This window comes from Mesorhizobium sp. M1066, from assembly GCF_040318635.1.
Classification (GTDB): domain Bacteria; phylum Pseudomonadota; class Alphaproteobacteria; order Rhizobiales; family Rhizobiaceae; genus Mesorhizobium.
Genome location: NZ_JAMYMR010000018.1, coordinates 1 through 12687 on the forward strand (window position 1 = coordinate 1; position 12687 = coordinate 12687).

Annotated in this window: 11 protein-coding genes and 1 pseudogene; 5 read left to right on the forward strand and 7 right to left on the reverse strand. The window is 64.0% G+C overall.

Features of this window, described 5'->3' with window-relative positions:
• Nucleotides 1-165: 165 nt before the first annotated feature.
• Together NKH52_RS21115 and NKH52_RS21120 are read left to right on the forward strand one after the other, a co-directional pair.
• Nucleotides 166-963, forward strand: a complete 798-nt coding sequence (locus tag NKH52_RS21115; protein ID WP_013530993.1) for an ATP-binding cassette domain-containing protein — start codon at nucleotides 166-168, stop codon at nucleotides 961-963.
• On the forward strand, nucleotides 960-2009 hold the full coding sequence (locus NKH52_RS21120; RefSeq protein ID WP_128303519.1) for an ABC transporter permease: 1050 nt from the start codon (nucleotides 960-962) through the stop codon (nucleotides 2007-2009). Before NKH52_RS21115 ends, NKH52_RS21120 begins: the two co-directional genes overlap by 4 nt.
• Nucleotides 2010-2291: 282 nt before the next feature.
• On the opposite strand, the gene NKH52_RS21125 is transcribed toward NKH52_RS21120, so the two are convergent.
• Nucleotides 2292-4988 (reverse strand): ATP-dependent helicase, encoded by a 2697-nt coding sequence (locus NKH52_RS21125; RefSeq protein WP_352733534.1) that lies wholly within the window; start codon nucleotides 4986-4988, stop codon nucleotides 2292-2294.
• Nucleotides 4989-5240: 252 nt separating this feature from the next.
• Here NKH52_RS21125 and NKH52_RS21130 point away from each other — a divergent pair, with 252 nt between their 5' ends.
• A complete protein-coding gene (locus tag NKH52_RS21130; RefSeq protein WP_352733531.1) occupies nucleotides 5241-7556 on the forward strand; it encodes a glucose/quinate/shikimate family membrane-bound PQQ-dependent dehydrogenase in 2316 nt (771 codons plus the stop codon).
• A 135-nt stretch (nucleotides 7557-7691) separates the two neighbouring features.
• Here NKH52_RS21130 and NKH52_RS21135 read toward each other — a convergent pair whose 3' ends face one another.
• Nucleotides 7692-8126 (reverse strand): hypothetical protein, encoded by a 435-nt coding sequence (locus NKH52_RS21135; RefSeq protein WP_013530999.1) that lies wholly within the window; start codon nucleotides 8124-8126, stop codon nucleotides 7692-7694.
• Between the two features lie 9 nt (nucleotides 8127-8135).
• Nucleotides 8136-8291: a hypothetical protein gene (locus NKH52_RS21140; RefSeq protein WP_352461352.1), complete on the reverse strand. Its 156-nt coding sequence runs from the start codon at nucleotides 8289-8291 to the stop codon at nucleotides 8136-8138.
• A gap of 269 nt (nucleotides 8292-8560) precedes the next feature.
• On the opposite strand from NKH52_RS21140, the gene NKH52_RS21145 reads away from it, so the two are divergent.
• A complete protein-coding gene (locus NKH52_RS21145) occupies nucleotides 8561-9448 on the forward strand; it encodes a dienelactone hydrolase family protein (protein ID WP_023813104.1) in 888 nt (295 codons plus the stop codon).
• A 10-nt stretch (nucleotides 9449-9458) separates the two neighbouring features.
• Here the strand turns inward: NKH52_RS21145 and NKH52_RS21150 are convergent, their stop codons facing one another.
• Nucleotides 9459-10367 carry an EamA family transporter gene (locus tag NKH52_RS21150; protein WP_352733528.1) on the reverse strand — a complete coding sequence of 303 codons (909 nt, stop codon included), beginning with the start codon at nucleotides 10365-10367 and terminating at the stop codon, nucleotides 9459-9461.
• 89 nt (nucleotides 10368-10456) lie between these two features.
• Between NKH52_RS21150 and NKH52_RS21155 the strand changes: the two are divergent.
• Nucleotides 10457-10928 (forward strand): annotated as a pseudogene (locus NKH52_RS21155) (Lrp/AsnC family transcriptional regulator).
• A 55-nt stretch (nucleotides 10929-10983) separates the two neighbouring features.
• Here NKH52_RS21155 and NKH52_RS21160 read toward each other — a convergent pair.
• The 3 genes from NKH52_RS21160 to NKH52_RS21170 all read right to left on the reverse strand — a co-directional run bounded on the left by NKH52_RS21160 (nucleotide 10984) and on the right by NKH52_RS21170 (nucleotide 12588).
• Nucleotides 10984-11499, reverse strand: a complete 516-nt coding sequence (locus NKH52_RS21160) for a DUF8243 domain-containing protein (protein WP_352733525.1) — start codon at nucleotides 11497-11499, stop codon at nucleotides 10984-10986.
• Nucleotides 11500-11675: 176 nt separating this feature from the next.
• Nucleotides 11676-11873, reverse strand: coding sequence for a hypothetical protein (locus tag NKH52_RS21165; protein ID WP_006204908.1), 198 nt, complete (start codon nucleotides 11871-11873; stop codon nucleotides 11676-11678).
• Nucleotides 11874-12108: 235 nt separating this feature from the next.
• Nucleotides 12109-12588, reverse strand: coding sequence for a thioesterase family protein (locus NKH52_RS21170; RefSeq protein ID WP_023813101.1), 480 nt, complete (start codon nucleotides 12586-12588; stop codon nucleotides 12109-12111).
• Nucleotides 12589-12687 lie beyond the last annotated feature (99 nt).

Below are 12687 nucleotides of genomic sequence, written 5' to 3' on the forward strand. Positions count from 1 at the left end.
CCCCCCCGCGCCGGGGGTCCCCCCCCCAAAAAAATCCGCCCCCGCCCCCCCCCCCCCCCCCCCCCCCGCGCCCCCCCCCCCCCCCCCCCCGGCCGGTTCCCCCCGCCCGCCCCCCCGGGACCGCTGGCGACGAAGCCGGCAAGAGACAATCAAAGCGAGGATCCGATGGCAGAGCGCCTCATCGAACTGCGCGACATCAGCAAATCCTATGGCCAGGTCTATGCACTGGGCGGGGTCAACCTCAGCGTCGACCGCGGCGAGGTCGTCGGCCTGCTCGGCGACAATGGCGCCGGCAAGTCGACGCTGATCAAGATCCTCTCGGGCGTGGTCAAGCCGACCAGCGGCGAAATCCTCGTGCGCGGCAAGCCGGTGACCGGGTGGAGCGCCGCGCGTTCCCGCGAGGCCGGCATCGAGACGGTGTTCCAGGACCGGGCGCTGGCCGTGCAGCAGACCATCGTTCGCAACATCTTCATGGGCCGCGAACTGACCGGCTTCATGGGCTTTCTCAGGGTCAACAAGGAGATCGAGGAAGCGAGCCGGCTGATGCGCGAGATCGGCTTCACCTCGAAAGTGTTCACGCCGCAGTCGATCGTCGGCCAGCTGTCCGGCGGCGAGCGCCAGGGCGTGGCGATCGCCCGCGCCATCTACAAGCAGGCGGAGTTGATCGTCCTCGACGAGCCGACGACGGCGTTGTCGCTGACCGAAACCGCCAAGGTGTTCCATTTCGTGCGCCAGGTGCGGGCGAGCGGCCGCTCGATCCTGTTCATCGGCCACAACATCCATCATGTCTTCGACATCGCCGATCGCTTCGTCGTGCTGGACCGCGGCAAGGTCGCACTGACGACCGACCGCAGCGAGGTCAAGTCGGCCGAAGATCTCATCAACTTCATGGAAGAGGTCGCGCATCCCGGCGGATTGGCCGGGCTGCACGATGCCGGCGACGCGGAGCAGAGAGCACGATGAGCAAGACCATGGAGCCCGACCTGCACGAGCCGTCCGCCGGCATTCCCCGCCCCAGTGCCCAGAAAGAGTGGAAACACCCATCCGATCACTGGATGCGCGGCTTCATCCTCGACAACCGTGCCGCGCTCGGCACGCTCGCCGTGTTCATCGTCATGATGACGGTGTTCCTGATCGCCAACCCGACCGTCTTCACCACCTGGTATCTCTACCGCTCGGTGCTGACGACGCTGCCGGTGGCGCTGTTCGTGGTGGTGCCGCTGGTCTTCGTGGTCACCTGCGGTGAGATCGACCTGTCGTTTCCGGCAACGATGGGCTTTGCCTCATGGGTCTTCGCGCTGGTCGTGCAGGCCGGCTACGATCCGTTCCTCGGCATCGCCGCGGCACTCGTCACCGGCATGCTGCTCGGCTTCCTGGTAGGCTCGCTGGTCGTCTATGGCGGGCTGTCGTCGCTGATCGCCACGCTCGGCATGAATTTCCTGCTGCGCGGCCTGATCCAGATCATCAACGAAGGCAAGTCGATGGCGCTGACCAGCCTCAGCGACAGCTGGGCCTACACGATCTTCTCAAGCCAGCTCCTCGGCATTCCGGTGCAGATCTTCTGGGCCATCGGCTTCGTCGTGCTGTCGGCGATGCTCTACAACCGCCACCGCTTCGGTGCGCAGGTGAGGGTGGTGGGCGACAACCCCGACAGCGCCCAGCAGATGGGCATCGACGTCAAGCGCGTGCGGGTGAAAGTGTTCGTCTTCGTCGGCATCGGTGCGGCGCTCGCCGGCACATTCTCGGTGATGATCAACTTCACCTGGTGGCCGACCGCCGGCGACGGCTATCTGCTGCCGGTGCTGGCCTCGGTGTTCGTCGGCGGCACGCCGACCTGGGGCGGCATCGGCACCGTGGTCGGCGGCGCTATCGGCGCGGTCACCGTGTCCTTCATCCAGACCGGCGTCGTGGCGGCGGGGTTGAGCGGTTTCTACGTCCAGTTCTTCAACGGCCTGATCATCATCCTGTCGCTGCTCGGGCATAAGTGGAACCAGGCACGGTATCGGTGAGGGGCTGTTTCGTTGGCGAACCGCATGCCTTGCGCGGACGCCCATCATTTCGTCATCCACGGGCGAAGCAAGGAGCGTAGCGACGCGGCGCAGACCCGAGGATCCATGCCGCGACTTAAAAGTACCGCTGCGGTTGTGGAATTCTGCTCCGCTGCATTTCTGGGCGAAGGTCGCGGCATGGATCCTCGGGTCTCCGCGACGTCGCTTCGCTCCTGCTCCGCCCGTGGATGACGAAGGTGGGGCTTCCGCCAGAGAATGGTCGCTTGTAGGGCAAGCGGGCGCTCACACCGCCGCGACGAACCCGTCCAGCACGCGCTTCTGGCCGGCCTTGTCGAAGTCGATGGTCAGCTTGTTGCCTTCGATCGCGGAAATGTTGCCGTTGCCGAATTTCTGGTGGAAGACGCGGTCGCCGACGTTGAAGGCGGATGGCGTGTCGGAGACGGATTTGGCGACCAGTTCGCCGTCGATGGTGCGGCCTTTGACCGAGGTGCGGCCGGCGCCGTAGCCGCTGTCCGTCTCGCCATAGCCGATGCGCTCGACCTGGTGGCCGGAGCGCGAGCCCCAGTTGCGGTCGGTCGCCTCGGTGCGGTTGGCCTGCGCGCGCTGCCAGCCCGGCGTTGCATAGGTGTTGGAGAAGGCGCCGGATTTTTCGCTGTCGGCGCCGACATTGTCGAAGCGCGAGGCGCCATAGGGGTTTTGCCGTCCCGCGCCCTGGCCGCCGCGGCCGGAGGCAAAAGAACCGCCGCCATAGGAATTGCCGTAGCCGCCGTAGGAGTTGCCGCTTTCGGCGACCTCGACATGGGCTTCCGGCAGTTCGTCGAGGAAGCGCGACGGAATGGTCGACTGCCACAGGCCGTGGATGCGGCGGTTGGAGACGAACCAAAGATGCAGGTTCTTCTTGGCGCGGGTCAGGCCGACATAGGCAAGGCGGCGCTCTTCCTCCAGCCCGGAGCGGCCGCCTTCATCGAGCGCGCGCTGATGCGGGAACAGGCCTTCCTCCCAGCCGGGCAGGAAGACGGTCTCGAATTCGAGGCCCTTGGCCGAATGCAGCGTCATGATCGAGACGGCGTCGAGCCCGGCATTCTGCTCGGCATCCATGACCAGTGCGACATGTTCGAGGAAGGAGCGCAGCGACTCATACTCCTCCATCGAGCGGATCAGTTCTTTCAGGTTCTCCAGCCGGCCGGGCGCTTCGACCGAGCGGTCATTCTTCCACATGTCGGTGTAGCCGCTCTCTTCGAGAATGGTCTCGGCGAGTTCGGTGTGCGGCGTGGTTTCCAGGGCCTTTTGCCAGCGCTCGAAATTGGCCGCGACCTCGCGCAGTGCGGCGCGCGGCTTCGGCTTCAGCTCGTCGCTTTCGGCCAGCTTGGCGGCGGCCTCCAGCATCGGGATGCGCAGCGCGCGGGCCGTGTCGTGGATCTGGCGGATGGTGGCTTCGCCCAGGCCGCGCTTGGGCACATTGACGATGCGCTCAAAAGCGAGGTCGTCGGCACCTTGCGCGACGACGCGGAAGAAGGCCAGCGCATCGCGTATCTCCATGCGCTCGTAGAAGCGCGGGCCGCCGATGACACGGTAGTTGAGGCCGAGCGTGACGAAGCGGTCCTCGAACTCGCGCATCTGGAAGGAGGCGCGGACAAGGATCGCCATGTCGTTGAGATTGTGCTTTTGCCGCTGGTAGGTCTCGATGGTTTCGCCGACGGCGCGGGCTTCCTCCTCGGAATCCCAGGCGGCATGGACATGCACCTTGCCGTCCTCCGGCTCGTTGCGGTCGGTGAACAGCGTCTTGCCGAAGCGGCCCTCATTGTGGGCGATGAGGTGGGAGGCCGCGCCAAGGATATGCGCGGTCGAGCGGTAGTTGCGCTCCAGCCTTATGATGGTGGCGCCGGGAAAATCCTTGTCGAAACGCAGGATGTTGTCGATCTCGGCGCCGCGCCAGCCATAGATGGATTGGTCGTCGTCGCCGACGCAGCAGATGTTGACGGTGGCGGTGCGCTGATATCCCTCCCCCTTGAGGGGAGGGTGGCCGGGCGAAGCCCGGTCGGGTGGGGTCCGCGCGGCAGTGCTCGACGTTTTGGAGGTGCCTTCTGAGGCAACCCCCTCCGCCCGCTTTGCGGGCACCTCCCCCTCAAGGGGGGAGGATTGCGGCCGCTGCGCCAGCAGCCGTAGCCACATGTACTGGGCGGTGTTGGTGTCCTGATATTCGTCGACGAGGATGTATTTGAAGCGCTTGTGGTATTCCTTCAGCACATCCGGATTGGCGCGGAAGATGCGGATCGGGTGGCATAGAAGGTCGCCGAAGTCGCAGGCGTTCAGCGTCTTCAGCCGCTCCTGATAGGCCTTGTAGAGTTCGCGGCCCTTGCCGTTGGCGAAGGCGCGCGCGTCACCCTCGGCGATGTCGGCCGGGCCTTGGCCCTTGTTCTTCCAGCCGTCGATCATCTGGGCGAACTGCTTGGCCGGCCAGCGCTTGTCGTCGAGCCCTTCGGCCTGGATCAGCTGCTTGATCAGCCGCACGACGTCGTCGGTGTCGAGGATGGTGAAGTCGGATCTCAAGCCGGCAAGTTCGGCATGGCGGCGCAGCAGCTTGACCCCGATCGAGTGGAAGGTGCCGAGCCAGGGCATGCCCTCGACATTGCCTTCGCCGATCAGGACGCCGATGCGGATCTTCATCTCGCGCGCGGCTTTGTTGGTGAAGGTCACCGCGAGGATCTGCGACGGGAACGCCTTGCCGGTGGCGAGGATGTGGGCGATGCGCGTGGTCAGCACGCGGGTCTTGCCGGTGCCGGCTCCAGCCAGCACCAGAACCGGGCCTTCCGTTGTTTCAACCGCTAGCCGCTGCTCCGGGTTGAGGCCCTTCAGATAGTCGGGCGCGTTGTTGTGTCCGCTGCGGGCAGCCATGGCGCGCGCGGCGATGCCCGACGGGGCCGTGGGCCGCGCATTGGGTTCGTCGAAAAAGGGCATGTCTTCGGAAAAGCCGGACATCGCCCCGAATGTAGTGATTCGGTGGGGAAAGACCAGAACTGTCTACGTTTTGTTCCGCTAAAGTGCCCGATTGCTGCCCCGCGCTCCCACCGCGGTCGATGTTATTCCAATTGCGATGGACCATTACCGCCTGCGCTTGAGGCCCGTGCTTGACAGGCGGGACCGTCAGGAGAAAGTTGTGCTTCGGGCAGCGACGCAATGCCGGGTTGCCATGGCCGCGCCGCGAAGCGCAACAGTCGAAGGAGTATCATCTTGGCTGTCACCATCACCTCCCTCATTCTTTTCCTCATCGGCCTGGCACTCGGCGGCGGCGGCATCCGCCTGGCGATGCTGGGCGGCAGCTGGTACTATGTCGTTGCCGGCCTTGCCTTCCTGATCGCCGCCTGGCTGCTCTACCGGCGCCGGTCCACCGCACTGTGGCTCTACGCGGTAATCGTGCTCGGCACGTTGGCCTGGGCGGTCTGGGAAACCGGCTTCGACTGGTGGGAACTTGGACCGCGCGGCGGCATCATCGTGCTTCTCGCTTTGTGGCTGCTGACGCCGTGGGCGAGGCGGGGTCTTGTCGGCCCTGACGCACGCGCGCCGCTGATCCTGGCCGTGCTGGCCTCGCTGGCCGTCGCCGGTTATTCGATGACTTCAGATCCGAAGGACATTGCCGGCGAACTCGGCACCGACAAGGTGGTCGCCAACGCCAATCTCGGCAATGATGTGCCGGCCGGCGAGTGGCACTATTACGGACGTACGCAGTTCGGCCAGCGCTATTCGCCGCTCGACCAGATCACGCCTGACAATGTCGCCAAGCTGCAGCCTGCCTGGACCTACCAGACCGGCGACGTGAAGGGACCGGACGATGTCGGCGAGACCACCTATCAGGTGACGCCGCTGAAGATCGGCGACACGCTCTACATCTGCACGCCGCACAATTTCGCCATCGCCATCGATGCCGCGAGCGGCAAGGAGAAATGGCGCTTCGATCCCAAGGTCAAGCTCGACAAGGACCGCCAGCACCAGACCTGCCGCGGCGTGGCCTATTATGCCGATGCCGCCGGCGCCGCCGGGCAGCCCTGTGCGACCCGCGTCTACCTGCCGACCTCGGACGCGCGGCTGATCGCGCTCGACGCCGCCAACGGGCAGGTCTGCCCGGCTTTCGCCGAGGGCGGCACGCTGAACCTTCTGACCAACATGCCCTATCCGAAGTCGGGCTATTACTACTCGACCTCGGCCCCGCTGATATCAGGCGGCAAGATCATTGTCGGCGGCGCGGTCAACGACAATTATTCGACGCAGGAGCCGTCCGGTGTCATCCGCGCCTACGACGCTGCCACCGGCGCGCTGGTGTGGAACTGGGATTCCGGCAATCCGGACCAGACGACGCCGCTGCCGGCCGGCCAGACCTATACCGCCAACTCGCCCAACATGTGGTCGACGCCGAGCGCCGACGAGAAGCTCGGCCTGCTCTACGTGCCGCTCGGCAACCAGACGCCGGACCAGCTCGGCGCCGGGCGCAGTGCCAATGTCGAGAAGTTCTCGTCGTCGATCACCGCGCTCGACCTCAACACCGGTCAGGTGCGATGGGTGCGGCAGACCGTGCACCACGATCTCTGGGACATGGACGTACCGGCACAGCCGAGCCTGATCGACATCACCAAACCCGACGGCACGGTGGTGCCGGCGCTGGTCGGACCGACCAAGCAGGGCGACCTCTATGTGCTCGACCGCCGCACCGGCGAGCCGGTCATTGCGGTCAACGAAGTGCCGGCGCCGGGCGGCGCGATCGAAGGCGACCACACATCGCCGACGCAGCCGGTCTCCGATCTCACCTTCATGCCGAAGCCGCTCACCGGCGCCGACATGTGGGGCCTAACCATGTTCGACCAGTTGGCCTGCCGGATCGAATTCCAGGGCCTGCGCTATGAGGGACGCTATACGCCGCCTTCCGTCCAGGGCTCGCTGATCTATCCCGGCAATTTCGGCACCTTCAACTGGGGCGGCGTCGCCGTCGATCCGGTCCGGCAGGTGCTGTTCGGCATGCCGACCTACCTGGCGTTCAAATCGCAGTTGATCCCGCGCGATCAGGTGCCGCCGCCGGACGAGGGGCGCGGCAGCGAGCAGGGGCTGAACCGCAACGAGGGCGCGCCCTATGCGGTGGTGATGGGGCCGTTCCTGTCGCCGCTCGGCATTCCTTGCCAGGCGCCGCCCTGGGGCTATGTCGCCGGCGCCGATCTCAGGACCGGCAAGATCGCCTACAAGCACCGCAACGGCACCGTCTACGACATGACGCCGCTGCCGCTGCCCCTGAAAGTCGGGGTGCCGGGCATCGGCGGGCCGATGATCACGGCTGGCGGCGTCGCCTTCCTGGGGGCCGCGGTCGACGACTATCTGCGCGCCTACGACCTGACATCGGGCAAGCAGCTGTGGCAGGCGCGGCTGCCGGCCGGCGGGCAATCGACGCCGATGACCTATACGGTCGCCGACGGCCGCCAGTTCGTGGTCATTGTCGCCGGCGGCCACGGTTCGGTCGGCACCAAGCCCGGGGATTATGTTATGGCCTACGCGCTGCCGAAGTAGGCGACAGGGTAACGCGATCTTTCAGAGGTCGCGCCGCCCCTCATCTGTGCCGGTGTCTTTCCCCGTATAGTGACGGGGAGAAGTGCCCGACTGGGCGATGAGGGGCGGCAAATCTTCCGATCGACCCGTTGTCGATCAGCCAATCCCCAGATGACCCTTCAGGCTGGGCACCGAGCCGAGCACCTTGTTGGTCAGGTCGGGGCCGGCGGCGGCTTCGGCCTGCTGGATCAGCGTTGCACCGGCCTTCTGGATTTGCGCCATATCGAGCCCGGATGCTTTGAGCGCGGCGATGCCGTTGATCAGCGCGCCGGCCTTCTCGCCGAGAACGCCGCCAAGCGCGCCCTGCAACGACGACAGAAAACCGCCACCGCCGGCCGGAGCGGCGGCCATGACGTCATATTGATGGGCGAGGTCGTCGGCGCCGGGGATCTTGGCGAAGAACGCCGAGGCGCTTGTGCCTTCCGCCTCGTGTTCGAGCACCGAGAAAATGGTGCCGACGACTTTCTCCGTCGTCGCCTGGTCGAGGCCGGCCTTCTGCGAAACGGTGTTGACGATGTCCTGGACGTTCATGGCGTCACCTCAACCCTGGTTTTTCGTGTTGCGGTTCCGCTCAGCGCGGACCCTGATCAACGATCGTCTGCCTGCGTTCAGAACCATCGAGCACAGGGCCAAAGCGACGGCCGCCGCAAGGACGAGCGCGCTGGCGAGGATCGGGGAAGGCATGGTCATGGTCATCGCTTCCTTCTGGGTTTGACGTGTAGGCACGCGGTCAAGATACCGTCGATAGCCACCTTCCCTCACGATTGTGGCAGCGCCAGCAGGATTTATCGCCAATGACCAAAAAGTGATGACACGGCCGTGCATGGCACCGGCTTTACTGCCGGGACGCGGCCAGCGGCCTACGCCCTGAGGCAATCGGCGGCCGCGATGAGTGCTCGACTGGACCATGCCGGCTTGGTCCCTATGTAGCTGGCAATTAAAGCCCGAAGCAGAGGACCCGATCCATGACGAAACCCGACGCCAAGCCCGCCATCACCCAGGCGATGATCGACGCCTATGACGAATATACGCATCTGACGCTCGATCGCCGCCGGTTCATGGAGCAGTTGACCCGGCTTGCCGGATCGGGTGCGGCGGCCGCCGCGATCGCCCCGCTTCTGGCGGCAAATTCGGCGCAAGCGGCTGTTGTCGCCGACAACGATCCGCGGGTGAAGGGCGAGGACATCAGCTATCCCGGCGGCAGCGGCGAAATGAAGGGCTATCTGGTCAAGCCGGTGGACAAGGCGGGCAAGCTCGGCACGGTGATCGTCGTGCATGAGAACAGGGGGCTCAACCCGCATATCCGCGATGTGACGCGACGCGTGGCGCTGGAGGGGTTCGTGGCGCTGGCGCCGGATTTTCTGTCGCCGCTCGGCGGAACGCCAACCGATGAAGACAAGGCGCGCGACATGTTCGCCAAGCTCGATCCGGCGCAGACCATCGCCGACGGTGTTGCGACCGTCGCTTTCCTCAAGAGCGACAAGGACGGCAACGGCAAGGTCGGCGCCATCGGCTTCTGCTGGGGTGGCGGCACGGTCAACATGCTGGCCATCAACGCCCCCGATCTCAGTGCCGGCGTTGCCTATTACGGCATGCAGCCGAAGGCCGCCGATATGTCCAAGATCAAGGCGGCCTTGCTGCTGCACTATGGCGGACTGGACGAGCGCATCAATGCCGGCATCGACGCCTTCAAGAAGGAACTCGACGCGGCGCATGTCGAATACACGGTCTATGTCTATGAAGGCGCCAACCATGCCTTCAACAACGACACGTCGGCAGCGCGCTACGACAAGAAGGCGGCTGACCTCGCCTGGGGCAGAACGATCGCCTTCCTCAAGCAGAAACTGGCATAGGGGCACCCGTCTAATCCGTGTTCGCCGGCTTGTGGAAGGCGACGCCGGCGACCACCAGCGCAATGCCGAGGCAATCGGCAAAACTTGGAATCTGGCGCAGCACGACGACGCCGATCAGCGTCGCGGTGACGGGCAGCAGCGACAGCATCAGCGCGAAGCTCGCGCGTGGCAGCCGCGACATGGCGAGCTGGTCGCAGATGTAGGGGATAACCGACGAGCAGATGCCGACGCCGATGGCGGCGAGCAGCAGCGGCGGCGAGAAAAAGGCCGGCAGCGCATCGGTGAAGCCGATCGGCAGCACGACCACGAAAGCGATCGCCATGGCGGCACCCAGGCCGGCAATGCCGCTGCCTGCGCCCGAAGCGGCGACGCGGTGGCCGAGCACGATGTAGCCGACAAACAGCGCGCCGTTGAGGAAGGCCCAGAACAGCCCGATGGGACCATCGGACCATCTGACGTCGATGAGCAGCAAGGTGCCGGCGATGGCGACGGCAAGGGCGGCGAGATTGCGCGGGCTCCTGAGGCCGACCACCGCGACGCCGATGGTGCCGACGAATTCGATCGCCGCCACCAGCGAGATCGGCAGGCGGTCGAGCGCCAGGTAGAACGAACAGTTCATCACCGCCAGACAGGCGCCGAAGGCCAGCAACAGCAGCCTTGTCGAGCGATCGGCGCGGGCGAAGGTTCGCCATGGGCGGGTCAGGGGTGCGAAGATGAGTGCTGCCGTGGCGATACGCAGCCACGCCATGCCGAGCACGCCGACATGCGGGAAAAGCAGGACGGCGAATGCCGGCCCGAGATAGTGGAAGACGGCGCTGACGCCGAACCAGACATGCGGCGGCAGTTTTTCCGTCAGCCTGCCGAGGGTGGAACCGGAAGGGGCAGGGTCCGCCGCAGGAGCTTGCGTTTGATCATCCATCGGATCAGTATCGCAGGCAGATTTGGCTGTTTATATGGGTGATAACTGGCTCTTCTGGCCATCTTTCTCCCGGAAGCAAGGAATTTTCCATGAAGCGCCTTCGAAACGAAAATGCCGACCTCGACGCGGCGGATATGAAGATCCTGCCTGCTGGAGAAGGACGCGCGCATCAGCACGGCGGAACTGGCACGCTCGGTCGGCCTGTCGGCGCCGAGCGTGGCCGAGCGCATCAAGCGGCTGCAGGAGACCGGCGTCATCGAGGCCTATTCGGTCAGGATCAACCCCGCGGCACTTGGCCTGCCGCTGTCGGCATGGCTGCGCATCCGTCCGGTGCCGGGACAACTGGCTGTCGTGGCCGAAATCATCCGCGAGCTGCCGGAGATCGCGCAATGCGACCGGGTGACCGGCGAGGACTGTTTCATCGCGCTGGCGCATGTCGGCTCGGTGGCCGAACTCGAACGGGTGATCGACCGGATCATTCCCTACGCGATGACCAACACGGCGATCATCCAGTCGTCGCCGGTGGTAGCGCGCTCGCCGCTGGGAGCGGTCAAGCGCTGATGCACGAACTTTCGTTCGTGTCTTCGCACAACAGGCTGCTGCCGCCAGGGAAGCCCTAGCGCTGCCGTGGTTGACGGGCCAGATCTTCATCCGCTTTGCCAACGAGCCAGTTGAATACCTTTACAGATACGCTGATTACCCCAATAGGTCTCTTCGGTCGCTTGTATCCGTAGATATGATCTTGCGGTGTTGCCTCGTCCATTTCGGTTCCGCATTGGATGCAAACTACATGAAGATCATGATGAAATACCTGAATGTCGCAATGTCTTCCATCTGAGTAAGCGACTTCTCCGCCACCGCTTGCGCCATTGTGAAGATAGTCATCAATAAACTTAGGGCTGTGCTGCTTGAGGCCAGATAGGAACAAATCAAGTGCAGTCAGTTCTCTTCGGCATCCCTTGCAAAAAATATGATTTAATGTCCGCCAGTCATGTTGCGGGACATCTGTTTGCAGAATATTTTGTATGATCTCTGCCTCAAATGGCTTTATAGGGTTTGTGTTTAGGTAAAACTGCCTGACAAAGGCCTCAGATTGGATGCTAGTAAGTTGGACTGAGTAAGGTTTCTGCATTTTCCCCTCCACCGCGTTCGGCCCAACGATAGACTGCCGCGAGAAGTTTCAACAGAGCGTCGTCATGCAATTTACCAATCCTGTTACTGTCGCAGTAACGCGCCGGTGCGATGGAGGAAGGTGCCAATAGACGGACAAGGCCGTGCACGACTGAGGCTACTTTACTCCTGCACCAATCAAACGTGGCCGCGCTTCATGCGCGCCTGCTTCAGGATGGCGCGCCAGCGGATCATGTCGAACGGGATCGGCTCGTTGTTGTTGGCGATGTGGAAGATCTCGTTGTTGACGTTCTTGAGCGAGCGCCAGAAATCGTAGTCGGTGATGCGCGGATCGGCAGCCAGCCTGTCCACCTCGACCTTGATGTCGGTTTTCATGCACTTTCCTCGAACCGGCGCCGCGCCGCCCGTGTCGCTACCTCGATGCGGATCGTTTTCGACCGACCCGCTGAGTCGCGCAACGGCTCAAATGGCTTGTTCCCGTTAAAACCTTGGTAAGGTTAACGTGGGCGCCGCGCTGCTTCAAGCACTGCTGCCGGCCGATGGGAGGGTTCTGCGATTTTAGATTGCCGGTGTGGCTTTGAAGCCGGAAACGAGAAGTATCGCCTTCGCCCTATTTGCGTTTGATGCCGATCGAGCGGCCGGCCCGTTCCGGCATCGGCAGTGCCGAATGGGCGGCGCGCATGGCTTCGACCCTGGCCAGCACATCGGCGGGGAAGGGCGCCACCTTCGGCCCGGACATGTCGACATGCAGCGACAGCGATTCGGACGTCGCGGCCAGCCAGCCGTCGACATGGCGGATTTCCTGATAGGCCCGCAGCCGCTTGTCGTCGTGGTCGATGAGCTGGAATGAGACCGTGACCTTATGCTCGAGGTGCAACTCCTGCACGTAGCAGACATGGACTTCGGCCGTGTAGATGGTGAGGCGACGATCCCTGGCATAGTTCGGTCCCATGCCCATTGCCTCGAAGGCATCGTCCGAGCAGCGGTCGAACAGCACGTTGTAATAGGCCATGTTGAGATGGCCGTTGTAGTCGATCCAGTCCTTCTCGATGTCCATGGGTTTTGAGACGAAGGGAGTGGGGATGGGCATCGAAACTTCCTTGTTCTGGTGCTGGACAGAGCGTGGCTCCGGAGACTACGCATCCATAGACGCATAACAAGCGTGGACGCTGGTCCATTCGCGGAGGAA